26 protein-coding genes are annotated in these 21,454 nt (G+C 63.4%); 13 read left to right on the top strand and 13 right to left on the bottom strand.

The window, feature by feature from the left end:
* Positions 1-68 precede the first annotated feature (68 nt).
* The gene (locus tag LB571_RS21600; protein WP_140719322.1) at positions 69-1,160 is read right to left on the bottom strand and encodes a 3-deoxy-7-phosphoheptulonate synthase; all 1,092 of its coding nucleotides are present in this window, start codon (positions 1,158-1,160) and stop codon (positions 69-71) included.
* 265 nt (positions 1,161-1,425) lie between these two features.
* Between LB571_RS21600 and LB571_RS21595 the strand changes: the two genes are divergently transcribed.
* Both LB571_RS21595 and LB571_RS21590 read left to right on the top strand, forming a co-directional pair.
* Positions 1,426-1,671, top strand: coding sequence for a type II toxin-antitoxin system VapB family antitoxin (locus tag LB571_RS21595; protein WP_140615375.1), 246 nt, complete (start codon positions 1,426-1,428; stop codon positions 1,669-1,671).
* Entirely contained in the window at positions 1,668-2,093 is a 426-nt protein-coding gene (locus LB571_RS21590) for a type II toxin-antitoxin system VapC family toxin (RefSeq protein ID WP_224597810.1), read from the top strand. Before LB571_RS21595 ends, LB571_RS21590 begins: the two co-directional genes overlap by 4 nt.
* Positions 2,094-2,128: 35 nt before the next feature.
* Here LB571_RS21590 and LB571_RS21585 read toward each other — a convergent pair whose 3' ends face one another.
* From LB571_RS21585 to LB571_RS21555, 7 genes are all read right to left on the bottom strand, one after another.
* On the bottom strand, positions 2,129-2,923 hold the full coding sequence (locus LB571_RS21585; protein ID WP_015314566.1) for an SDR family oxidoreductase: 795 nt from the start codon (positions 2,921-2,923) through the stop codon (positions 2,129-2,131).
* A 30-nt stretch (positions 2,924-2,953) separates the two neighbouring features.
* Positions 2,954-3,949, bottom strand: a complete 996-nt coding sequence (gene iolG, locus LB571_RS21580) for an inositol 2-dehydrogenase (RefSeq protein WP_140791873.1) — start codon at positions 3,947-3,949, stop codon at positions 2,954-2,956.
* Positions 3,950-4,064: 115 nt separating this feature from the next.
* A complete protein-coding gene (locus tag LB571_RS21575) occupies positions 4,065-4,847 on the bottom strand; it encodes an ATP-binding cassette domain-containing protein (protein WP_015314568.1) in 783 nt (260 codons plus the stop codon).
* A gap of 2 nt (positions 4,848-4,849) precedes the next feature.
* The gene (locus LB571_RS21570) at positions 4,850-5,926 is read right to left on the bottom strand and encodes an ABC transporter permease (RefSeq protein ID WP_224597808.1); all 1,077 of its coding nucleotides are present in this window, start codon (positions 5,924-5,926) and stop codon (positions 4,850-4,852) included.
* A gap of 108 nt (positions 5,927-6,034) precedes the next feature.
* On the bottom strand, positions 6,035-6,976 hold the full coding sequence (locus tag LB571_RS21565; RefSeq protein WP_015314570.1) for a sugar ABC transporter substrate-binding protein: 942 nt from the start codon (positions 6,974-6,976) through the stop codon (positions 6,035-6,037).
* A 333-nt stretch (positions 6,977-7,309) separates the two neighbouring features.
* On the bottom strand, positions 7,310-8,101 hold the full coding sequence (locus tag LB571_RS21560) for a hypothetical protein (protein ID WP_015314571.1): 792 nt from the start codon (positions 8,099-8,101) through the stop codon (positions 7,310-7,312).
* A 77-nt stretch (positions 8,102-8,178) separates the two neighbouring features.
* Positions 8,179-9,210, bottom strand: coding sequence for a LacI family DNA-binding transcriptional regulator (locus tag LB571_RS21555; protein ID WP_224597805.1), 1,032 nt, complete (start codon positions 9,208-9,210; stop codon positions 8,179-8,181).
* A 135-nt stretch (positions 9,211-9,345) separates the two neighbouring features.
* Here LB571_RS21555 and LB571_RS21550 point away from each other — a divergent pair, with 135 nt between their 5' ends.
* Genes LB571_RS21550 through LB571_RS21540 form a run of 3 tightly spaced genes read left to right on the top strand, consistent with a single transcriptional unit; the run spans position 9,346 to position 12,014 of the window.
* Positions 9,346-10,437: a fatty acid desaturase family protein gene (locus LB571_RS21550; RefSeq protein ID WP_015314573.1), complete on the top strand. Its 1,092-nt coding sequence runs from the start codon at positions 9,346-9,348 to the stop codon at positions 10,435-10,437.
* 27 nt (positions 10,438-10,464) lie between these two features.
* Entirely contained in the window at positions 10,465-10,779 is a 315-nt protein-coding gene (locus LB571_RS21545) for a MocE family 2Fe-2S type ferredoxin (RefSeq protein ID WP_015314574.1), read from the top strand.
* Between the two features lie 5 nt (positions 10,780-10,784).
* Positions 10,785-12,014: an NAD(P)/FAD-dependent oxidoreductase gene (locus LB571_RS21540; protein ID WP_224597802.1), complete on the top strand. Its 1,230-nt coding sequence runs from the start codon at positions 10,785-10,787 to the stop codon at positions 12,012-12,014.
* Positions 12,015-12,246: 232 nt separating this feature from the next.
* On the opposite strand, the gene LB571_RS21535 is transcribed toward LB571_RS21540, so the two are convergent.
* The 5 genes from LB571_RS21535 to hslV all read right to left on the bottom strand — a co-directional run bounded on the left by LB571_RS21535 (position 12,247) and on the right by hslV (position 16,413).
* Positions 12,247-13,206, bottom strand: coding sequence for a DUF1402 family protein (locus LB571_RS21535; RefSeq protein WP_140660217.1), 960 nt, complete (start codon positions 13,204-13,206; stop codon positions 12,247-12,249).
* Between the two features lie 170 nt (positions 13,207-13,376).
* Positions 13,377-14,687: an ATP-dependent protease ATPase subunit HslU gene (gene hslU / locus LB571_RS21530; protein WP_015314577.1), complete on the bottom strand. Its 1,311-nt coding sequence runs from the start codon at positions 14,685-14,687 to the stop codon at positions 13,377-13,379.
* 4 nt (positions 14,688-14,691) lie between these two features.
* Positions 14,692-15,291, bottom strand: coding sequence for a DUF2585 domain-containing protein (locus LB571_RS21525; RefSeq protein WP_224597799.1), 600 nt, complete (start codon positions 15,289-15,291; stop codon positions 14,692-14,694).
* A gap of 8 nt (positions 15,292-15,299) precedes the next feature.
* The gene (locus tag LB571_RS21520) at positions 15,300-15,815 is read right to left on the bottom strand and encodes a GNAT family N-acetyltransferase (RefSeq protein WP_224597796.1); all 516 of its coding nucleotides are present in this window, start codon (positions 15,813-15,815) and stop codon (positions 15,300-15,302) included.
* A 46-nt stretch (positions 15,816-15,861) separates the two neighbouring features.
* On the bottom strand, positions 15,862-16,413 hold the full coding sequence (gene hslV / locus LB571_RS21515; protein ID WP_015314580.1) for an ATP-dependent protease subunit HslV: 552 nt from the start codon (positions 16,411-16,413) through the stop codon (positions 15,862-15,864).
* A 233-nt stretch (positions 16,414-16,646) separates the two neighbouring features.
* On the opposite strand from hslV, the gene hisB reads away from it, so the two are divergent.
* The 8 genes from hisB to LB571_RS21475 are packed head-to-tail and all read left to right on the top strand — an operon-like array spanning position 16,647 to position 21,431.
* Entirely contained in the window at positions 16,647-17,246 is a 600-nt protein-coding gene (gene hisB, locus LB571_RS21510; protein WP_224597792.1) for an imidazoleglycerol-phosphate dehydratase HisB, read from the top strand.
* Between the two features lie 4 nt (positions 17,247-17,250).
* Positions 17,251-17,727 carry a DUF2628 domain-containing protein gene (locus LB571_RS21505; protein WP_224597790.1) on the top strand — a complete coding sequence of 159 codons (477 nt, stop codon included), beginning with the start codon at positions 17,251-17,253 and terminating at the stop codon, positions 17,725-17,727.
* A gap of 1 nt (position 17,728) precedes the next feature.
* Positions 17,729-18,379, top strand: a complete 651-nt coding sequence (gene hisH, locus LB571_RS21500; protein ID WP_140660222.1) for an imidazole glycerol phosphate synthase subunit HisH — start codon at positions 17,729-17,731, stop codon at positions 18,377-18,379.
* A gap of 3 nt (positions 18,380-18,382) precedes the next feature.
* On the top strand, positions 18,383-18,673 hold the full coding sequence (locus tag LB571_RS21495) for a DUF1330 domain-containing protein (RefSeq protein WP_224597787.1): 291 nt from the start codon (positions 18,383-18,385) through the stop codon (positions 18,671-18,673).
* Positions 18,674-19,423 carry a 1-(5-phosphoribosyl)-5-[(5-phosphoribosylamino)methylideneamino]imidazole-4-carboxamide isomerase gene (hisA, locus tag LB571_RS21490; RefSeq protein WP_224597784.1) on the top strand — a complete coding sequence of 250 codons (750 nt, stop codon included), beginning with the start codon at positions 18,674-18,676 and terminating at the stop codon, positions 19,421-19,423. It begins immediately after the preceding gene.
* Positions 19,420-20,256: an arginase family protein gene (locus tag LB571_RS21485; protein ID WP_224597767.1), complete on the top strand. Its 837-nt coding sequence runs from the start codon at positions 19,420-19,422 to the stop codon at positions 20,254-20,256. Before hisA ends, LB571_RS21485 begins: the two co-directional genes overlap by 4 nt.
* Positions 20,253-21,047, top strand: a complete 795-nt coding sequence (hisF, locus tag LB571_RS21480) for an imidazole glycerol phosphate synthase subunit HisF (protein WP_041163598.1) — start codon at positions 20,253-20,255, stop codon at positions 21,045-21,047. Before LB571_RS21485 ends, hisF begins: the two co-directional genes overlap by 4 nt.
* 60 nt (positions 21,048-21,107) lie before the next feature.
* Positions 21,108-21,431 carry a phosphoribosyl-ATP diphosphatase gene (locus LB571_RS21475; protein ID WP_015314588.1) on the top strand — a complete coding sequence of 108 codons (324 nt, stop codon included), beginning with the start codon at positions 21,108-21,110 and terminating at the stop codon, positions 21,429-21,431.
* Positions 21,432-21,454 lie beyond the last annotated feature (23 nt).

Raw genomic sequence — 21,454 nt, 5'->3', positions numbered from 1 at the left:
CTGCGGGGCCTAGGAGCGGCGTGGTCCTGGACTGAAACTGGAAGCGCCGCCCTTATGCTCCCCCAAGATCAGGCGGCGCCTTGCCGGCTGTCCAGCAAGTTGCGGCGCGCCGACCGGCGCCATTCCACGGCGCCCGCGAGGCCGTGCAGCACCGTCTCCGTGGTCGCCCAGTCGATGCAGCCATCGGTGATGCTCTGGCCGTAGACCAGTGGCTTGCCGGGCACGACATCCTGCCGGCCGGCGACGAGATTGCTCTCGATCATGACGCCGATGATGCGCTCGTCGCCAGCCGCCACTTGGCCCGCGACATCGGCCGCGACCTTGGGCTGGTTCTCCGGCTTCTTGGCTGAGTTGGCATGGCTGACGTCGATCATCAGACGGGGGGCGATACCGATGCGGACGAGTTCGACGGAGGCGGCCTCGACGCTTGCCGCGTCGTAGTTGGGCTGAACGCCACCACGCAGGATGACATGGCAATCCTCATTGCCGGTGGTCGCCGCGATGGCGCTGCGTCCGCCCTTGGTCACCGCCATGAAATGATGCGGCTGGGCGGCCGACTTCACCGCCTCGCCGGCGATCCTGAGATTGCCGTCGGTGCCGTTCTTGAAGCCGACCGGGCAGGAGAGACCCGAGGCCAGCTCGCGATGGATCTGGCTCTCGGTCGTGCGTGCGCCGATCGCGCCCCAGGCGACGAGATCGGCGATGTATTGCGGCGTCGTCATGTCGAGGAATTCGGTCGCCGCCGGCAGGCCGAGATTGTTGACGGCGGACAGCACGTTGCGCGCCATCCGCAACCCCTTGTCGATGTTGAAGCTGCCGTCGAGGTCGGGATCGTTGATGAGGCCTTTCCAGCCGACCGTGGTGCGCGGCTTCTCGAAATAGACGCGCATGACGATCTCGAGCCGGTCGGACAGAGCCTCGCGCAGCGCCGCCAGACGGCTGGCATAATCAACGGCCGCGACCGGATCGTGGATGGAACAAGGGCCCACGATGACGACAAGCCGATCGTCGGCCCCGGTGAGGATGGAGTGAATGGCGTTGCGCGAGGCGGCAACGGTGCGTGTCGCCGTGAGTGAGCGCGGTATCTCGCGCATCACCTCGTCCGGCGTGCTCAGCAGTCTCAGTTCCTTGACCCGGAGGTCGTCTGTGGTGGTCAACACGGCTTTCTGCTCCTGTTTGGGAACCTGCCGGCTGAAACAAAAAAGCCGCCAGGTCTGGCGGCTGTTCGGATCTTGTTGCTGCAATCTTCAGATCGAGCGCAATCCTCCCGCCGCCAGCGAGCTCCTAAAGTACCAATACGTGGCGGTCAGGTTGATCATGCGTGGGCTATAGCTGAACTCGCGTTGAATGTCACGCACCTGATTGGCGTCTTGTTTGAATATGTAAGAAGGTATATGTTGGATATTCCAAAGAGGATATGCTCCAATGCCGCTTTATGTGAAGGACCGGGAAGTCGACCGGCTGGTACTTGAGGTGCAGCGCCTCACGAAGGCGCCGAGCAAAGCCGAGGCGGTTCGCCGGGCCCTGACGCATGAAATTGAGCGCGCCCGCAGTGTCCAAACTGTATCGGAACGCTTGGCGGAGGCAGTCAGAATGGCTGGCGAAATCGGAGCGGATAATCCTGACTTCGACATGAGAGCCTATTCGGACGAGCTTTCAGGGGGGCTATGAGCTTGTTCATTGACGCTTCGGCGGTCGTCGCTCTGTTGCGCCCGGAGCCCACGGCAGGAGAACTCGCCGCCCGGATGGACGCCCATGGCGGGCCTTTCTTCATTTCGGCGATCGTTCGTTTCGAGACCGCAATGGCCTTGGCGCGTTCAAAGACCCCCCTGCCTTCACCCATCCAACCGGCGGCAGTCGCAAAGGCGAATGCGGCCGTGGACCGTTTCGTGCAGGATTTGGGAATCAGCGAGGTCCTCATTTCGGCCGAAGTCGGGCGGCTCGCCATCGAAGCCGCACGCAGTTACGGCAAGGGTGTCGATTCGCCGGCGCAGCTCAACATGGGCGATTGCTTTTCCTACGCCTGTTGCAAGGCATATCATTTGGCTTTGCTCTACACCGGCCAGGATTTCACAAAGACAGACATAGGATAGGTTCAAGGTGCGCCACGCAGATCGCTCGCATGAACCTACTCCGGCGACGACCCGGCGACACTCTGATCGTAGTCGACCAGCGATCCGGTCATGACGCCCGATTGCGGGCTGACCATGTAGCTGATCAGCCGCGCGAGCTGGTCCGGCTTGACCAATTGGCCCATCGGCTGCGCGGCTTCGGCCTTCGCCAGCCAGTCGTCGGGCGCATCGTGCCATTTCTTCTGCACGATGTCCTCGCCCTCGGTGTCCATCCAGCCGGGCAGCACGGCGTTGCAGCGGATGCGGTTGAAGCGATAGGCGTTGGCGACGTTCTTGGTCAGCGTCATCAGCGCGCCCTTGCTGGTCGAATAGGGCGTCAGGAAAGACTGCCCGGTATGCGCCGACATCGACAGCACGTTGACGATCGATCCGGGCGCCTTTTTCTCCAAGAGATGCGCCACCACGCCCTGCATCAGAAAAAACGGGCCGCGCACATTGGTGTCGAAGATCTGGTCGAACAGCTCTTCTGAGGTCTCGACCAGCGAGCCGCGCGCCGAGGTGGCGGCGGCGTTGACCAGGGCGTTGATCGTACCGAAATGCGAGAGCGCGGTGGCGACCGCGCGCTTGCAGTCGGCAACCTTGGAGACATCGGCGCTGATGAAGATGGCGTCGACGCCTGATTTCCTGAAATGAGCGACAGCCTTGTCGCCCTTCTCCTGCGAGCGGCCGATGAGCGCCAGCGCCCGGCAGCCTTCGTCGGCCAGCGCTTCGGCGACCGCGAATCCTATGCCTTGCGCACCGCCGGTGACGATGGCGCGTGTGTTCGAATTGCGATCGGCGGATGCGCTCATCGCTCTGCTCCTGTGCGTTGGGTCCGGTTCTTACTTGTCGAGACGAATGGTCTTGCCCGTGGTCGCCGACTTCAGCGCCGCATCGGCCAGCTTCAGCGCCACGAGGCCATCAGCGCCGCTCGGCGCCGCCTTCTTGCCGGACGTTGCCGCAGCGATGAAGGCGGCGATCTCGAGGGCATAGGCGTCGAGGTAGCGGGTCATGAAGAAGTCGTGCAGCGGCGGGCGCGTGTAGCCCTTCTCGTTGGCGAGCTCGATCGACACCGGCCGCTGGTTCTCGGCCGCCACCATGCCCTTCGAGCCGTGCACCTCTATGCGCTGGTCGTAGCCATAGGTGGCGCGGCGCGAATTGGAGATGACTGCCTGCTTGCCCGAAGCCGTTTCGAGGATGACGCTGACCGAGTCGAAATCGCCGGCTTCGCCGATTTTCTTGTCGACCAGCACCGAGGCGTGCGCGCTGACCGCGACAGGCTCCTCGCCGAGCAGGAAGCGCGCCATGTCGAAATCATGGATGGTCATGTCGCGGAAAATGCCGCCCGAGCGCTTGATATAATCGAGCGGCGGAGCGCCGGGGTCGCGCGAGGTGATGGTGACCATCTCCACCGTGCCGATGGCGCCATCGTCGATCGCCTTGCGCACGGCGGCGAAATGCGGGTCGAAACGCCTGTTGAAGCCGACCATCAGGGTCGCCTTGGCCTTGTCGACAACGGCCAGGCACTGCTCGACCCGCTTGACGTCGAGGTCGATCGGCTTCTCGCAGAAGATCGCCTTGCCGGCCTTGGCGAAGCGCTCGATCAGATCGGCATGGGTGTCGGTCGGCGTGCAGATGACGACCGCGTCGATGTCCTTGGACTTCTCGATTTCGTCGATGCTGCGCACCTCGGCGCCATAGGCAACAGCCAATTCGCTCGCCGCCTTCTCGAAGGCATCGGCCACGGCGACCAGTTTTGCCTGGGGGTTGGAACCCACGGCGCGGGCGTGGACCTTGCCGATGCGGCCGGCACCAAGGAGGGCGAAGCGAACAGTCATGGGTATTTTCCTCTGGGGATGGTTCGAAGCGGGGCGCCGGTCATGGGCGCTGAATGATTTTCCGGTCAAGACAAATCGACGGGAAGGCGATGACCATCGCCTCCGAGCCCGGCCCTTAGGCCGCGAGTTCCGCCTCGCCGGTCTTGGCGCCGGTGATATAGGATACGATGTCCTGCCCGTCGGTATTTTCCTTGCGCAGATTGGCGACGATGCGGCCGCGCCGGAACACCACGATGCGGTCGCAAAGGTCGAACACCTGGCGCATGTTGTGGCTGATCAGGATCAGCGGCTCGCCATTGTCCTTCAGCGTGCGGATGATGTTTTCGACCTGCGCCGTCTCCTGCACGCCGAGGGCCGCCGTGGGCTCGTCCATGATGATCAGCTTGGAGGCAAAGGTCGCCGTCCTGGCAATCGCCACGCACTGCCGCTGGCCGCCCGACATATGGCGGATGGTGTTGGAGAGATTGGGGATCTTGACCGCGGTGCGGACCAGCGCCGCCTCGGTTGCCTTGCGCATGTATTTGCGGTCGAGGATCGAGAATGGCCCGAGATTGAACAGCACCTTTTCACGGCCGAGGAACAGGTTCGACGGCACGTCGAGGTCGTCGGCCAGCGCCAGGTTCTGGAACACCGTCTCGATGCCCGCCTCGCGGGCCTCGATCGGTCCGGCGAAATTCACTTCCTTGCCATCGAACCAGACTTGGCCGCTGGTCCGCTGCTCGACGGCGGTGATCTGGCGCACGAAGGTCGACTTGCCGGCGCCGTTGTCGCCCATGATGGCGACATGCTCGCCCTTGCGCAGCTCGAAATTGGCGCCTTCAAGCGCATGCACGCCGCCATAGCGCTTGGTCAGGTTTTCGGTCTTCAGGACGATGTCTGTCGTGGAGATATCTGGCATGGTCAAGCCCTCATTGCCCGCATGCGTTGGCGCCACTGGTCGAGAACGACCGCGCCGACGATGATCACGCCCTTGACCATCTCCTGATAGTAGGCGTCGAGGCGCAGGAAGGTGAAGCCGGAGATGATGACGCCGAAGATCAGCGCGCCGATCACCGTGCCGATGATGGAGCCGCGGCCGCCCGACAGCGAGACCCCGCCGATGACCGCCATGGCGATGGCATCGAGTTCGTACATGACGCCCATGCCGGCCTGGGCGGTGAGGTTCTTGGAGGAGAGCACGACGGCGGCGAGTGCTGCAAGAATGCCGGCGATGACATAGACGAGGATCTTGTGGTTGGCGATCTTGATGCCAGACATGCGCGCTGCGTCCTCGTTGGAGCCGATCGCGTAGCAGTGCTTGCCATATCTGGTGTAGGTCATGATCAGCTGGAACAGCACGGCCAGCGACAGGAAGATGATGACGGGCATCAAGCCCTTGCCGATACCAGCGAAACTGTCCGTCGGGAACGAGATCGGCTGGCCCTTGGACCACCATTTGGCGATGCCCCGCGCGGTCACCATCATGCCGAGCGTGGCGATGAAGGGCGGGATGCGCGTGTAGGCGATCAGCGCGCCGTTGACGAGGCCGGCGAGCAGGCCGCAGCCGATCGCCACCAGCACCGGGACGATCACGGGCAGGTCGGTCCAGCCCTGGGCCAGAAACATCGCCTTGGGGTTGGGATTGCCGTTCACGGTCGCGACCTGGGCAAAGCTCATGGCGATCATGGCCGTCGCGCCGACGATCGAGCCGGAGGACAGGTCGATGCCACCCGTAATGATCACCTGCGTGACGCCGATGGCGATGATGCCGACGATCGACACCTGCAGGATGATGATCTGCAGGCGCGCCTCGTTGAAGAGGCCGGAGACGTCGCTGCGGGTGTTGAACAGGAAGCTGTCGCCGAGAAAGACCCGGCCGATCAGTTCGAAGACGACGACGAGGATGACGAGCGCCAGGAAGACGTTGAACTCGGCCGGCCATGTGCGCTTCCTGGCGTCATAGCTGACCCCGCCGACGCCGTGAGATGTCTGTGCCAATTCTTCTATCCTCCGTCAGCCGCGGTCGTTCCCCGAGCATCTTCGGGTGCCGAGGGAAGCGGAGCGGCGCTGTCGCTGCGCGAGAGCGCCGCTCCGTATGTCCGCGGCTCAGTTCTTCTTCAGGAACTTGTCGATGTTGGCCGGCGTGACCAGCTGGAACGGGACATAGACCTTGTGCTCGACCTTCTCGCCCTTGGCGAGCTTCAGCGCGGCATCCAGCGCCCCCGCGCCCTGGCCGGCGGCGTCCTGGAAGACGGTGGCATCAAGGTCGCCCGCCTGCATGGCGGCAAGCGCGTCCTGGGTGGCGTCGACGCCGCCGACGACAACCGACTTCATGTCGATGTTGGCGGCCTTCATCGCCTGGATGGCGCCGATGGCGCTTTCGTCATTGTTGGCAATGACGCCGTCGAACTTCTTGCCGGTCGACAGCCAGTTGGTCATCAGGTTCTGCGCCTGGTCGCGATCCCAGTTCGAGGTCTGCTTGTCGATGATCTTGATGAAGCTGCAGTCCGGTGTGGCGATGACATCGTCGATGTCCTTGGTGCGCTGCACGGCGGCCTGGTTGGAAAGCTCGCCCATGATCACATAGACATTGGCTTCCTTCTTGCCGGCTTCCTTGAACAGGCGGCAGACTTCCTTGGTTTCGAGCGTGCCGGAATCGGCCTCGTTCGAGGCGACGAAGGCCTGGTTGTCGGGCAGCGTGTCGACATTGACCGGCTGGCGGTTGACATAGACCAGCGGGATCTTGGCCGCGGCCGCCGCATCCGACATCGCCTGCGTGGCCGAGGTGTCGACCGGGTTGACGATGATGGCGTCGACGCCCGAAGCGGCGAAGTTCTTGATCTGGTCGAGTTGCTTGGCGACGTCGTTCTGCGCGTCCTCGACCTGCAACTCGACGCCGCTCATGCCCTTGGCCTGCTCGATCATGCCGTTGCGCAGCACGGTGAGGAAATTGTCGTCGAACTTGGCCATCGACACGCCGATCTTGGCGGCCATGGCCGATGAACTCATCAGCGCCGCGAAGGCGACGCCCAAAAGCAGTTTCTTCATTGTATTTCTCCTCCACTTTTGGTGTCCGGTTGCACCGATCTCTCCGGAATCCCCGTTCTGCCTGGGGAATCTCTCCCGATTACCGTCTCTCTCCCCGGGTTGCGCCTGCCGTTTGCTGGAACGCCAAGGCCTCTTGATGAAACAGATGTTCCGGAACGAAAGAACCAAAATACGTGACTGGTGAAATATTTATTCCATTTGCTCGGGAGGCGTCAAGGGAGATTCCAGAACCGGATGTGCGATTTTGGCGGACACGGGAATGCGGTGCGGAGCCGACGGCGTCTGCGCGCCGGGTCCATTCCTTGGATGCCGTCGGCGGGCGATGGCAGGCGTTCAGAAATGCCAGATGTCTCTCTGCAACAAGAGGTCGAGCGGCGCTCTCCAGACCCTGCACGACGCCGCCTGCTTCACCTGCCGTTCGACACTGAGCTTGCCGTTGAGATCGAAGAAAGCTCCAATTCGCCTTCGGGCATGGAGCTTCTTTCCCCTGGTACTGTAGTTGCGGATCGGCAGCCAGTGGCGGCTGATCGTTCGCCCATCCTGGGATAGCGCGACGCCGGTACAGAATTGTTCCGGGGTGTGCAAATGCACGATTTCACTGACTTTCTCGCTGGCCGCGTATGCTCGCTCCAGCGCCGGAATGTTGTGATGATGAACGCCAAGGACGCCGCTCGCCCACATCGTTTCATCTCCGATCAGGATGCGGCCTCCAATGGAGAGCCCCTCGCCTTCGAGCGAGCGATAGGGAGCCTTTGGGCGCCCTTCGCACCGCCACATTATCGAGGACAAGGCTGAAATTCGGTTGAAACAGCGCGATATGTCGCCGGTCGGATACATGTCCGCATCCATGAAGAACAGGCGCTCGCAACGTTGAAGCAGATCGATGATGCCGGCGGCCTTGATGCCAAATCTGTATCGATTGCCGAAGGACATCTCGGTCTGTCTCTGGGCCGTGAGCTCGATGGCTTCGATGGGATAGCCGTCGAAAATGGAGGGTCGGTCGGTCAGCACCGTGATCCTGGCACCCGGGCAATAGTGAAGCAAGCGAAGCGCGCTGAAGAGCGCGCCACGCGCATAGAGCTCGTCGCTCCCAAAAGCGATGTACCCAAACCCATCCCCGTCCATTGGGTATGTATATATTAGCGATCGGTAATGCGTCAATTTGGATGCAGGTCGGGCGCTATGCTTTAGGCCAAAGCTCGCTAGATGTTCTCGGGCAGGTAGATGTCGAACGGCAGGAAGGTCTGGCCGGGTGCGTTGGCCGCGCCCGTCTCGATGGCATGCGCCATGAGGCCGAGCAGTTCGCGGCACAAGGCAGCCAGCGGCGTGGAGATCACCATGGTCAGCACCCCGTCCGCCAGGGCGGACCGCGAGACCGCCGATATCTCGTTGCAGACGACCGCCGGCATCTCGGCGGGCCTAGCCTGCCGCAGCGCCGCGACCGCGCCTTCCATGCCGCCGCCCGCGACGTAGCAGCCGACGAGGTCCGGGTGGCGGCCGAGCAGGTCGAGCAGCGTGTCCTGCGTGATCTGGTTGGCCTCGAGATTGACCAGCGTTTCCAGCAAGGTGAAGTCCGGCGCCTGCTCGCGGAAGAAGGAGCGGAAGCCGATCTCGCGCAGTTCATGGCCGTGGAAGCGGTGGCTGCCGACGAAGAGCGCAACCTTGCCCGGCCGCTTCGCCGCCTTGGAGATCATCCAGGCCGCGGTGCGGCCGACCTTGCGGTTGTCAAGGCCGACATAGCCCTCGCGAATGCCGGCCGCGAAGTCGGACAGCAGGGAAAAGACCGGCAATCCCTTGGCCTTCATCTCCTCGACGGTGACCGTCAGCGCCGGATGATCGGGCCCGACCAGGGCGACCGCCCTGCATTTGGCCGCCAGCTTGCGCGTGCGCTCGACGATTTCATCCGGCGTCAGCGAACTGGCGAAGTCGATGATGGCGACGCCGCGGAAGCGCTGCGATTGCGACACCGCGAGTTCGAGCTGCCGCGCGAACTCCGTGTAGAAGACGTCGTTGCCTCTCAAAAGCAGGAAGCCCAGCCGGTATTCCGGCAGCTCGTGGCGCATCCTCTGCTTGATCAGGCCGGCGGCATGATAGCCGATCTCGGTCGCGGTCTCGTAGACGCGGCGCGCCGTTTCCTCGCGCACCGGCAAGCGATTGTTGAGCACGCGGTCCACCGTGGCGACACTGACGCCGGAGATGCGCGCCAGATCAGTGATGGTCGGCCGTTTCGCCATGATCGCCCTCGCTCGATTGCCTGATATCGATACCTTACTTTGATAGGAAATGATAGAAACTATCTTTGTGATGTTGAGTCTATCATGGCGCGGCGTTATTTCTGGGTATCGAGCCCGTTGCCTTGGGAGGCAATCATGACCGCAGCGCCGTCCCGGCGTGACTACAGCCTGATCGGCCGCGACGCCCGGCTTGCCGTCGAGAACGGCCTGTCGGCGGCCGAGTGGTATCACACCGACATTCCCCGCAAGCAGATGAAGGAGTTGATGCAGCGCTCCGATGGCCCGGCGATCCGCGACACCGCGATCTGGCTGGCCGCCCTCATCGTCAGCGGCGCCGGCGGTGCCTGGTTCTGGGGTAGCTGGTGGTGCGTGCCCTTCTTCTTCGTCTATGGCGTGCTCTACGGCTCGTCGACCGATTCACGCTGGCACGAATGCGGCCACGGAACCGCGTTCCGCACACAGTGGATGAATGACGCGGTCTATCAGATCGCCTGTTTCATGATCATGCGCAACCCGGTGACCTGGCGCTGGAGCCACACGCGCCATCACACCGACACCATCATCGTCGGCCGCGATCCCGAGATCTCGGTGATGCGGCCGCCGGACCTGGCGCGCCTCGTCCTCGGTTTTGTCGGCGTGCTCGACGCCTGGCACGCGATGTCGGACATGCTGCGCAACGCCGCAGGCAACATCAGCGCTGCGGAAAAAACCTTCATTCCCGAACAGGAGCAGCCCAAGGCGATCCATATTGCCCGCATCTGGACGGCGATCTATGCAGCGACTATCGCGCTGGCACTCTATACCGGGTCGTTCCTGCCTTTGATGCTGGTCGGCCTGCCCCGGCTCTACGGCGCCTGGCATCATGTGATGGTCGGCCTGCTGCAGCATGGCGGCCTTGCCGACAACGTCACCGATCATCGGCTGAACAGCCGTACCGTCTACATGAACCCGATCAGCCGCTTCATCTACTGGAACATGAATTACCATGTCGAGCATCACATGTTCCCGATGGTGCCCTACCATGCGCTGCCCAGGCTGCACGCGCTGATCAAGCACGATTTGCCGGCGCCGACGCCCTCGATCCTGGCCGGTTACCGCGAGATGATCCCGGCCTTCCGCCGCCAGCTGCGCAACGAGGATTATTTCCTCAAGCGCGAGCTGCCGCCGACCGCCAGGCCGTACCGCGAGGAATTCCACAACGACATCGTCGCCGCGGCGGCGGAATGACATCCGACAACTCCAGGGGAGGACTGAATGAGCGATTGGGTCGAGGCCTGTGCCGCCGGTGACATCGACGAAGAAGATGTGATGCGCTTCGATCATGGCGGGCGTACCTTCGCCATCTATCGCAGCCCTGACGACGATTATTTCGCCACCGACGGACTTTGCACGCATGAGAAGGTGCATCTCGCCGACGGGCTGGTGATGGACGACATCATCGAATGCCCCAAGCACAATGGCCGCTTCAACTACAAGACGGGCGCGGCCAGGGGCGCGCCGGTCTGCGTCAACCTCAGGACCTATCCGGTCAAGGTCGACGCCGGCAAAGTGCTGGTTCAGATCGGGTAAAGGGCATGGCGCCGGGAATGGTGATCATCGGGGCCGGCGAATGCGGCGGACGGGCAGCACTGACGCTGCGCGATCTCGGCTATGACGGGCCGTTGACGCTGGTCGGCGACGAGCCGCATCTGCCCTATGAGAGGCCACCTCTGTCCAAGGAGGCGATGGCCAGCGACGCGCCTGCAATCAAGGCGATCGCCAGCGACGAAATCCTGGCGGGAAAAGCGATCCGGCATATCCATTCCGTTCAGGCGATCGCGATCGATCGCGCGGCGCACACGGTGCGCCTGTCCGACGGCTCGGTGCTGCCCTACGACAAGCTGCTGCTGGCCACTGGCTCGACCCCACGCAAGCTGCCGATGCCTGGCCTTGGCGGACGCTGTGTCTATCTCAGGACCTTCGCCGATGCGCTGGCCATCCGCGCTCATCTCAGCGCCGGCAATCGCATCGCCGTCATCGGCGGCGGCTTCATCGGCCTCGAGCTTGCCGCGGCGGCACGCAAGCTCGGCGCAGATGTCACCGTCATCGAGGCGCAGTCGCGCATCCTGATGCGCGGCGTTCCGGCCGAGATCGCCGAAATCATCCATGACGCGCATGTCGCCGAGGGTGTCGACGTGATCTGCGGGGAAGGCATCTCCGCCATCGCCGACGACGGCAAGGAGGTGCGGGTGACGCTTGCCGGCGGGCGCGAGATCATTGCCGACCTCGCCGTGATCGGCATCGGCGCCGTGCCGGTGACCGGGCTCGCGGCGGGGGCCGGCCTGGCCATCGAAAACGGCATCGCGGTCGACGCAGAACTGCGCAGCAGCGATCCCGACATCTTCGCCGCCGGCGACTGCTGCTCGTTCCCGCTTGCCATCTATGGCGGCCGCCGCGTGCGGCTGGAAGCCTGGCGCAACGCGCAGGAACAGGGCGCACTGGCGGCCAGGAACATGCTGGGCGCCGGCGAGCCGCATGCCGCGGTGCCGTGGTTCTGGTCGGATCAGTATGGCCTGTCCCTGCAGATCGCGGGATTATCCGACGAAGGCCGTAGCACCGTGCGCCGCGATCTCGGTGACGGCGCCTTCATCCTCTTTCATCTGGCCGAGGACGGCAGGCTGGTGGCGGCCAGCGGCATCGGCCCGGGCAATGCGGTGGCGCGCGACATCAGGCTGGCCGAGATGCTGATCGCGAAGCGGGCAAAACCGTCGGCGGACGCGCTGGGATCGCCTGAAGTCAAGCTGAAGGGGTTGCTGGCGGCATAGGGGTCGTGCACCTTGTGGATGTCGGCGCCGCCCCTCATCTGCCTGCCGGCATCTTCTCCCCGTAGAACGGGGAGAAGGGGGCTATGGCAACCTCGCCGCAATTCATGCACCGATTGGCGAAATCATTGATGACAGCGTCTTTCTCCCCGTCACTACACGGGGAGAAATGTCCGGCAGGACAATGAGGGGCGGCGCGGCTTTGGCAAATCAACGTCAGCGCGCCGGGTCCGCCCTAAAACAGCGCCTTCAGCTCCGGCAATTTGTCGTTGACTAGCCAGCCGTAATAATTCTCTTCCGGCAGCTTCTCCGGCTCGCCGGTGGCGCGGCGTTTTTCGTTTTCCGCCTTCAGCGCATAGGCGCGCTGTTCCGGATTGCCGACATTGTAGAGCGTGGCGGTCAGGCCCGGATTGCCCGAAATGTCGAAGCCGGCGATGCTCTTATAGGCGTCGATCGACTTCCTGATCGTCGCGGCGACGTAAGGAAGCGTCAGGTCCGGATCCATGATGGTCTTGTAGACCGAATTGGGATCGGAGACGTCGAGCTTCGGCAAGCCCGACACCTTGTGCACGAGATCGCTCATCTGCAGGGCGGTCAGCGGGTTGAGCTGGCCGAGGCCGAAGGTCTGGCCGGCATAATAGGGCTGGAAGAAGGTGGCGCCGAACCGGTTGTCGGGGAAATCCTCGCCGCCGACGGTCTTGCCGCGAAACGAGCGGTTCCAAACCTGTTCACGGCATTCCCACAGATCGTAGCTGTCCGAAATCGCGGCGCACTTCCTGAATTCCGGCCGCTGCACGAAATCGGTAATGTCCTCGCCATCATAGGCGAAGGAGAGCTTGCTCGAGAGGTAGGAGATCGCCTTGACATAATAGGTCTGCAGCCGGTCATAGGCGTCGACATTGTAGGTGTGCTCGCCAACGATGGCGCCGACGATGTGCATCGGGTCGATGCCATAGGCGCTTGCCGCCTTCTTGATCTTGCCGCGCAGGTCGGGGTCGTTCTGCAACAGCGCGTAGACCTTGCGATACTTCGCCTGGAAGCTGGTGTTGGTCGCCTGGGTGCGGCGGCTGGAGGCGCCGGGAATGTCGGGCTGCTCGGCATTGCGGTTTCCCGGCGGCACCAATGTCGCCGCGTCGGCGGCGAACAGCGTCGCCGCCAGCGTCAAGCCGAGAATGACCAGGATGAGTTTTTTCATGCGCCGCCGCCTAGAGAATTGCCGCGCAAACTAGGTAAAGCACCTGGTCGAGTCGAGAGCGCCTCTTCATCCGGCGAGACGAAAGGTGGCCAGATGGTACCATCTGGCCACACATGGCTCCTGCCGGAGTTGTTACTCGATGCCGCGCCGGACTGCTCCGGCGTCTTCGTTCAGAGGATGAACCGCGACAGATCGGTGTTTCTGGAGAGGTCTCCGACATGCTTCTGCACATAGGCGGCGTCGATGGTGACGGCCGTGCCGTTGCGGTCGGGCGCATCGTAGGAGATCTCGTCCAGCACCCGCTCCATCACCGTCTGCAGCCGCCGCGCGCCGATATTCTCGATGCTGGCATTGAGGTCGACGGCGACGCCGGCCAGCGAATCGATGGCGTCGTCGGTGAAGGTCAGCTCGACGCCCTCGGTTTTCATCAGCGCGATATACTGCTTGATCAGGCTCGCCTCGGTCTCGGTCAGGATGCGGACGAAATCGTCCTTCTCCAGCGCACGCAGTTCGACGCGGATTGGCAGGCGGCCCTGCAATTCCGGCAACAGGTCCGACGGTTTCGAGACGTGAAACGCGCCCGAGGCGATGAACAGGATATGGTCCGTCTTCAACGGCCCGTATTTGGTCGCCACCGTGGTGCCCTCGACCAGCGGCAGCAGGTCGCGCTGCACGCCTTCGCGCGACGGGCCGCCCGAAATGTCCGACCTGGCGGCAATCTTGTCGATCTCGTCGAGGAAGACGATGCCGTCATTTTCCGCTGCGTCCAGAGCCCGGCGCACCACCTCGTCCTGGTCGAGCAACTTGTCGGACTCGTCGCTGACCAGCAGGTCGTAGGATTCCTTCACCGTCGTCTTGCGCAGCTTGGTCTTCTTGCCGCCCATTGCCTTCGACAGCATGTCGTTGATGTTGAGCACGCCGATATTGGCGCCCGGCATGCCGGGAATTTCGAAGCCGGGCATGCCGCCATTGCCGGTGTCGGCCACCTCGATTTCGATTTCCTTGTCGTCGAGTTCGCCGTCGCGCAGCTTCTTGCGGAAACTATCGCGCGTCGCCGGGCTCGCCGTCTTGCCGACCAGCGCTTCCAGCACGCGTTCCTCGGCGTTGACATGGGCGCGTGCCTTCACGTCCTCGCGCATCTTTTCGCGCACCAGCCCGATGGCGATTTCGACCAGGTCACGGATGATCTGCTCGACGTCGCGGCCGACATAGCCGACTTCGGTGAACTTGGTCGCCTCGACCTTGACGAACGGCGCGCCGGCCAGCCGCGCCAGGCGGCGCGAGATCTCGGTCTTGCCGACGCCGGTCGGGCCGATCATCAGGATGTTCTTCGGCATCACCTCTTCGCGCATCTGGCCTTCGAGCTGCTGGCGGCGCCAGCGGTTGCGCAAGGCAATGGCCACGGCGCGCTTGGCGTCCTTCTGGCCGATGATGAAGCGGTCGAGTTCCGAAACGATTTCGCGGGGAGAAAAGGTGCTCATATCACTAAATTCCACTTTGCCACTGCTTGATGGCCTCTAACGGATGCAGCAGCATGATCACGTTGAGTGTAAGATTGTCCCGGATAAGGTAGCCGGTACCCAGTTCGAAGAGGATGGCGAGGCTGACGATCACCCATATAGGTAGCCTTCGCGCCATCACAAATCCCAGCACCATGGCCAGTGTGTCGGACACCGAATTGATGATCGAGTCGCCGTAATAATCGAGCGAAATGGTGCCGGCGCGGTAGCGCTCGATGATGAACGGGCTGTTTTCGAGGATTTCCCAGCCACCCTCGACGAGGACGGCGAATGCCAGCCGCAAGCCGATCGGCGAGCGCGGGAACAGGAACCGGGCCAGCGCATAGAACAGGAAGCCGTGGATGATGTGCGAGAAGGTGTACCAGTCCGAAATGTGCTGGGAATTCTCCGAACTGTTCACCACGCCGTGCCACAGCTTGACATAGCCGCAGGTGCAGATCGGCGGATGGCCCATCAGATAGAGCGTGACAGCCTGGGCGACGAGCAGGCCGGCGATGATCAGCAGCCCCATCCGCCAGCTGTCCTCGTAGGCCGAAAGGCCCTTGTCCTCGCTGGATGTGACCATGCCCTGGATTACCCCTCTTGCGCGTCTTCGGCATCGATCGCCATCAGCACGACGTCGCCATGGATCGACTGCCTGCGATCAATGGCCCGGAAACCCGCCTTTTCATAGGCGCGGATGGCCCTGAGATTGGCGGGGTCGGGATCGATGATGACACGCGGCACGCCTTCCTCGAACAGGTCTTCGACGAACTGACGCACGATGGCCGAGCCATGGCCGATGCCCACCAGTTCCGGCCGGCCGATCGAGACATCGATGCCCAGCGTGCCGAACGGCTGATCGGCATAGGGATGGCCGTCTTCCATATGCGGGTCATAGCTCTGCAGATAGGCGATCGGCTTTCCGTCGAGCTCAACGATCAGCGGCTCGACGGAAATCGAGTCTATGTGATCGGCAATCTCCGCGATTTCCGTCTTGGGATCGTCCCACCACTCTGCGACATGCGGCTCGGCGAGCCAGCCGGCGATCATCGGCAGGTCCTTTTTGGTCACCGGCCGAAAATCGTAGCTACTTTCTTGTTTGACCATGATCTTTTCCGAAAACCGGTTCCCACCTTGCGGGGTCATGGCTGGTTCAGGCGGCATCGAGCGTTTCGACGACGAAATTGTTGTTGGTGTAGACGCAGATATCGGACGCGATCTGCATCGCCCTGCGGGCGATCTCCTCGGCATCCTTGTCCGTATCCATCAGCGCGCGTGCCGCGGCCAGCGCGTAATTGCCGCCCGAACCGATGGCCATGACGCCATGTTCGGGTTCCAGCACATCGCCATTGCCGGTCAGCGCCAGCGAGACCGATTTGTCGGCGACCAGCATCATCGCCTCCAGCCGGCGCAGATAGCGATCGGTGCGCCAGTCCTTGGCGAGCTCGACGCAGGCGCGCGTCAGTTGGTCGGGATATTGTTCGAGCTTGGCTTCGAGGCGTTCCAGCAGCGTAAAGGCGTCGGCGGTAGCGCCCGCGAAACCGGCAATCACATTGCCGCCCTTGCCGATGCGGCGCACTTTGCGGGCATTGCCCTTCATGATGGTCTGGCCCAGGCTGACCTGGCCGTCGCCGGCGATCACCACCTTGTTGCCCTTGCGCACCGTCACGATGGTCGTGGCGTGCATGGTCAATTCATTGGACATTTCTTGGCTCCGATTCGCACCATCCCTTCAAAAGGCGATTTGGCGCGGTACGAGTGACTTTGATCGGCCATATGTATGCACGGGGCCAATGATTGCAAACCGCTCGATAGCGGCCGGGATCGCAACTGGCAATCGCCGGATCATGCTGCTAGAAGGCTCTCGTTTTCAAGCCAGCGAGCGCTTGAGACCCGTGAACCGGTCACGATCTGAACCACTGGCACAAGGATAGAGTGATGGCGCCTCGTTCCGCCGATGCAAGCCGCAAGACTGGGGAAACCGATATCTCCGTGTCGATCCATGTCGACGGCTCCGGCAAATCGGACATCGCCACCGGCGTCGGCTTCTTCGACCATATGCTGGACCAGCTTTCCCGCCATTCCCTGATCGACATGACCGTCAGGGGAACGGGCGACCTGCATATAGACGACCACCACACGGTCGAGGACACCGGCATCGCGCTCGGGCAGGCCTTGACCAAGGCGCTGGGCGAGCGGCGCGGCATCATGCGCTACGCCTCGATCGACCTTGCCATGGACGAGACGCTGACGCGCGCGGCGATCGACGTGTCGGGCCGCCCCTTCCTGGTCTGGAACGTGTCGTTCTCGTCGCCGAAGATCGGCACCTTCGACACCGAACTGGTGCGCGAATTCTTCCAGGCGCTGGCGCAGAACGCCGGCATCACGCTGCATGTCACCAACCATTATGGCGCCAACAACCATCATGTCGCCGAGACCTGCTTCAAGGCGGTGGCGCGCGCGCTGCGCGCCGCGCTCGAGCGCGATCCGCGCCAGCCTGACGCGGTTCCCTCCACCAAGGGTTCTTTGAAGGGATAGCCTCATGACCGCCTATGTCGTGATGGAGCCACCTGGCCGCAGCGAGAAAGTCGACACGACGACCTTAGTCCGCGACGGCTTCATCTGGCTCGGCCTGCTTGTGCCGCCGCTGTGGCTTGCCTGGCACCGGATGTGGGTCGAAGCGGCGCTCGCCTTTGTCGTCATGGGCGTGCTGTCGATGCTTGGCGAGAGACTTGGGCTCGGTGTGGCCGGCTCGCTTTTGTCGCTGCTCGTCTCGCTCTATGTCGGACTGGAAGGACAGGGCTTGCGCATCGCGGCACTGCGCCGCCGCGGCTGGCATGAGTGGGGCGTCGTCGAGGCCGGCTGGCTCAGCGATGCCGACATGCGCTATGCCCTTGAGGTGGAAGGGCTTTCGGATGAAGCGGCACCCGCGCCGCGCATCGTCCCAGATGCCGCTTTGGCGCGCCCGGCACAGCCAGGCATGGCGCTGGGGCTGACCCACATTCCGGGACGGCGCTGAGATGCGGGTTGCGATCATCGATTACGGTTCGGGCAATCTGCGCTCGGCCACCAAGGCCTTCGAGCGCGCCGCGCGCGAGGCCGGCATCGCGGCCGAGATCGACCTGACGGCCGATGCCGACCGGGTGCGGACGGCCGACCGCATCGTCCTGCCCGGCGTCGGCGCTTACGCCGATTGCGCGGCCGGCCTGCGTGCCGTGGACGGCATGTGGGAGGCGGTCGAGGACGTCGCCATCGCCAAGGGCCGGCCTTTCCTGGGAATTTGCGTCGGCATGCAGCTGATGTCCGAGCGCGGCCTCGAAAAGACCGTCACCAACGGGTTCGGCTGGATATCGGGCGACGTCAAGGAGATCACGCCTTCCGATCCGGCGCTGAAGATCCCGCAGATCGGCTGGAACACGATCGAATTGAGGCATAAGCACCCATTGTTCTCCGGCATTCCGACCGGCGCGGCCGGACTGCATGCCTATTTCGTCCACTCCTACCATCTCGACGCAAAAAAGTCGGACGAGATCCTCGCGGTCGCCGACTATGGGGGCCCGGTGACGGCCACGGTCGCGCGTGACAATCTCGCCGGCACGCAGTTCCATCCTGAGAAGAGCCAGGCGCTGGGCCTGGCGCTGATCACCAATTTCCTGCGCTGGAGGCCCTGAACCATGAGCAAGAAGGGCTATTGGCTGGTAATGCTGACGGTGACAGACCCGGAAGGATATCAGCGTTACCGCGACGCCATCGGCGACGCGGTTTCGTCTTTCGGAGGCCGCTATCTTGTGCGCGGCGGACAAGTGACCAATCCCGAAGGATCGGAATTTGACAGGCAGGTGGTGGTCGAGTTCGACTCTTATGAAACCGCGCTCAGCTGCTATCGATCGCCAGCCTACCAGACAGCGTTGCAGAACAGGCTGGTGGCTTCGACCGGACATTTCGCGATCGTCGAGGGTGCCTGAGTGATCCTGTTTCCAGCCATCGACCTCAAGGACGGCCAATGCGTGCGGCTGAAGCACGGCGATATGGCGACCGCGACGATCTACAATGATGACCCCGCCGCGCAGGCAAAAGCCTTTGAAGAGCAGGGCTTCGAGTGGCTGCATGTCGTCGACTTGAACGGCGCCTTCCAGGGCCAGAGCGTAAACAGCGCCGCGGTCGGAGCCATCCTGAAGGCGACCAGGAACCCGGTGCAGCTCGGCGGCGGCATTCGCACGCTGGAGCAGATCGAGGATTGGCTCGACCGTGGGCTGGCCCGCGTCATTCTCGGCACGGTGGCGGTGCGCGATCCCGATCTGGTAAGGCAGGCCTGCAAGGCATTTCCGGGCAAGGTCGCCGTCGGCATCGACGCCAAGGGCGGCAAGGTGGCGGTCGAAGGCTGGGCGGAAGCCTCGAGCCTCGGCGTCATCGAACTGGCGAGGAAATTCGAAGGCGCGGGCGTCGCCGCCATCATCTATACCGACATCGACCGCGACGGCGTGCTGACCGGCATCAACTGGGACGCCACCATCGACCTTGCCGACGCCGTGTCGATCCCGGTCATCGCCTCGGGCGGACTGGCCTCGATCGCCGACATCGTGCGCATGACCATGCCCGATGCGAAAAAACTCGAAGGCGCGATCTCGGGCCGTGCCCTCTATGACGGCCGCATCGATCCCACAGAGGCGCTGGCCATCCTGCGGGGCCGGCCGGCGATGGAGACGCGGTCGTGAAGGTTTCGCTCATCCTGGCCTCCTATGACAGCGGCCACTATCATGGCGGCATGGGCCAGGGGCCCGACGCGCTGATATCGGGCGGGCTTGTCGATGCCCTGACCCTTGCCGGCCACGACGTCACGGTCGAGGATATCGGCAGGGTCGGCGACGGCCAGGAGCGCGAGATCGCCACGGGTTTTGCCGTCTGCAACGCCGTCTCGGGCGAGGTCCGCATGGCCCGCGACAGGGGCCGGTTTCCCATCGTGCTGGCCGGAAACTGCCTGACGTCAGCCGGCGCGGTCGCCGGCGAAGGCGCCGACGCGATCATCTGGGCAGACCAGCATGGCGACCTCAACACGCCCGAGACGTCCGTCTACGGCTTTCTCGACGGCATGGCGCTGTCGACGGTGCTCGGCCTGTGCTGGCGTCCGATGGCGGCCGCCATTCCCGGCTTCAGGCCGATCGATCCCGCGCGCTGCGTGCTCCTCAACGCCCGCGATCTCGATCCGGCGGAGGAAAACCTTCTCGAAACATTGCCAGTCATCCGGACGGAATGTCCAGGCGTGGCGCAAGCGACGGAAAAACTGAAGGCCGCCGGCGCCAACAGCGTGCACATGCATCTCGATCTCGACGTGCACGACCCCAAGGCGCTGCAGGCCAACCGCTACGTCACCGCAGGCGGACCGAACCCGGAGCAGCTGCGCGACGCGGCCTGCGCCATGGCGCTTGCGGTACCGGTCGTCGGCATCACCGTTTCCGCTTACGATCCGGCCTTCGATGCGCAGGCCGATGTGCCGCCGCTGGTCGGCCAGCTGCTCAACGATCTGCTTGCCACGATAGAGGGCCGCTGATGCTGAAGGCCCGCGTCATCCCTTGCCTCGACGTCAAGGACGGCCGTGTCGTCAAGGGCGTCAATTTCGTCGACCTCATCGACGCCGGCGATCCCGTGGAGGCCGCCAAGGCCTATGATGCCGCCGGCGCCGACGAACTTTGCTTTCTCGACATCACCGCTTCGTCGGACAATCGCGAGACCATCTTCGACGTCATCGCCCGCACCGCGGAACAATGCTTCATGCCGCTGACCGTCGGCGGCGGCGTGCGCCAGGTGGCCGACATCCGAAAATTGCTGCTGGCGGGGGCCGACAAGGTGTCGATCAACACGGCGGCGGTGAAGAACCCGGATTTCGTCGCCGAAGCCGCCGACAAGTTCGGCAACCAATGCATCGTCGTCGCCATCGACGCCAAGAAAGTCTCCGGCCCCGGCGAGGCCGACCGCTGGGAGATCTTCACCCATGGCGGGCGCGAGAAGACCGGCATCGACGCCGTGGAATTCGCGCGGAAAATGGTCGATCGCGGCGCCGGCGAGATCCTGTTGACCTCGATGAACCGCGACGGCACCAAGGCCGGCTACGACATCGCGCTGACCCGCGCGGTGTCGGACGCGGTGCGCGCGCCGGTCATCGCTTCGGGTGGCGTCGGCACGCTCGACCACATGGTCGAAGGCATTCGCGACGGCCATGCGGGTGCTGTGCTGGCGGCCTCCATCTTCCATTTCGGCACCTACACCATCGCCGAAGCCAAGGCGCATATGGCCAAGGCCGGCCTGCCGATGCGGCTGGACTCGCTGGGCAACAGGTCCTAGAGCATGCTCCCGAAGCCGGCTTTCGGGAAAAACCCGGCTTAAACAAGAAGATAGATCGACATGGCCGAGTTTTCGCTCTCCGACCTGGAAAAAATCGTCAGCGACCGCGCCCATTCCGGCGATCCGGATTCGTGGACGGCCAAGCTTTACGCCCGGGGCATCGACAAGGCGGCGCAAAAGCTCGGCGAGGAGGCGGTCGAGACCGTGATCGCCGCAGTCAAGGGCGACAAACAGGGCCTCGTTTCCGAAAGCGCCGATCTTATATATCATTGGCTTGTCGTTCTCGGCATCTCGGGTGTCCCGTTGAACGACGTGCTCAAGGAGCTTGAAGCCCGTACCGGGCGTTCGGGCATCGCCGAGAAGGCGTCGCGGCCCAAGGGCTGATCGGGAGGGAGGGCAGGTATCTC

Source organism: Mesorhizobium sp. BR1-1-4 (genome assembly GCF_020165375.1).
Classification (GTDB): domain Bacteria; phylum Pseudomonadota; class Alphaproteobacteria; order Rhizobiales; family Rhizobiaceae; genus Mesorhizobium; species Mesorhizobium australicum.
This window is presented reverse-complemented; position numbering and strand designations above follow the sequence as displayed.

Excerpts from the sequence above, each read along its gene's own strand:
- LB571_RS21595 (WP_140615375.1), top strand. The coding sequence starts at position 1,426 with ATGCCGCTTTATGTGAAGGACCGGGAAGTCGACCGGCTGGTACTTGAG.
- LB571_RS21590 (WP_224597810.1), top strand. The coding sequence starts at position 1,668 with ATGAGCTTGTTCATTGACGCTTCGGCGGTCGTCGCTCTGTTGCGCCCG.
- LB571_RS21585 (WP_015314566.1), bottom strand. The coding sequence starts at position 2,923 with ATGAGCGCATCCGCCGATCGCAATTCGAACACACGCGCCATCGTCACC.
- iolG (WP_140791873.1), bottom strand. The coding sequence starts at position 3,949 with ATGACTGTTCGCTTCGCCCTCCTTGGTGCCGGCCGCATCGGCAAGGTC.
- LB571_RS21575 (WP_015314568.1), bottom strand. The coding sequence starts at position 4,847 with ATGCCAGATATCTCCACGACAGACATCGTCCTGAAGACCGAAAACCTG.
- LB571_RS21565 (WP_015314570.1), bottom strand. The coding sequence starts at position 6,976 with ATGAAGAAACTGCTTTTGGGCGTCGCCTTCGCGGCGCTGATGAGTTCA.
- LB571_RS21560 (WP_015314571.1), bottom strand. The coding sequence starts at position 8,101 with ATGGACGGGGATGGGTTTGGGTACATCGCTTTTGGGAGCGACGAGCTC.
- LB571_RS21555 (WP_224597805.1), bottom strand. The coding sequence starts at position 9,210 with ATGGCGAAACGGCCGACCATCACTGATCTGGCGCGCATCTCCGGCGTC.
- LB571_RS21550 (WP_015314573.1), top strand. The coding sequence starts at position 9,346 with ATGACCGCAGCGCCGTCCCGGCGTGACTACAGCCTGATCGGCCGCGAC.
- LB571_RS21545 (WP_015314574.1), top strand. The coding sequence starts at position 10,465 with ATGAGCGATTGGGTCGAGGCCTGTGCCGCCGGTGACATCGACGAAGAA.
- LB571_RS21540 (WP_224597802.1), top strand. The coding sequence starts at position 10,785 with ATGGCGCCGGGAATGGTGATCATCGGGGCCGGCGAATGCGGCGGACGG.
- LB571_RS21535 (WP_140660217.1), bottom strand. The coding sequence starts at position 13,206 with ATGAAAAAACTCATCCTGGTCATTCTCGGCTTGACGCTGGCGGCGACG.
- hslU (WP_015314577.1), bottom strand. The coding sequence starts at position 14,687 with ATGAGCACCTTTTCTCCCCGCGAAATCGTTTCGGAACTCGACCGCTTC.
- LB571_RS21525 (WP_224597799.1), bottom strand. The coding sequence starts at position 15,291 with ATGGTCACATCCAGCGAGGACAAGGGCCTTTCGGCCTACGAGGACAGC.
- LB571_RS21520 (WP_224597796.1), bottom strand. The coding sequence starts at position 15,815 with ATGGTCAAACAAGAAAGTAGCTACGATTTTCGGCCGGTGACCAAAAAG.
- hslV (WP_015314580.1), bottom strand. The coding sequence starts at position 16,413 with ATGTCCAATGAATTGACCATGCACGCCACGACCATCGTGACGGTGCGC.
- hisB (WP_224597792.1), top strand. The coding sequence starts at position 16,647 with ATGGCGCCTCGTTCCGCCGATGCAAGCCGCAAGACTGGGGAAACCGAT.
- LB571_RS21505 (WP_224597790.1), top strand. The coding sequence starts at position 17,251 with ATGACCGCCTATGTCGTGATGGAGCCACCTGGCCGCAGCGAGAAAGTC.
- hisH (WP_140660222.1), top strand. The coding sequence starts at position 17,729 with ATGCGGGTTGCGATCATCGATTACGGTTCGGGCAATCTGCGCTCGGCC.
- LB571_RS21495 (WP_224597787.1), top strand. The coding sequence starts at position 18,383 with ATGAGCAAGAAGGGCTATTGGCTGGTAATGCTGACGGTGACAGACCCG.
- LB571_RS21475 (WP_015314588.1), top strand. The coding sequence starts at position 21,108 with ATGGCCGAGTTTTCGCTCTCCGACCTGGAAAAAATCGTCAGCGACCGC.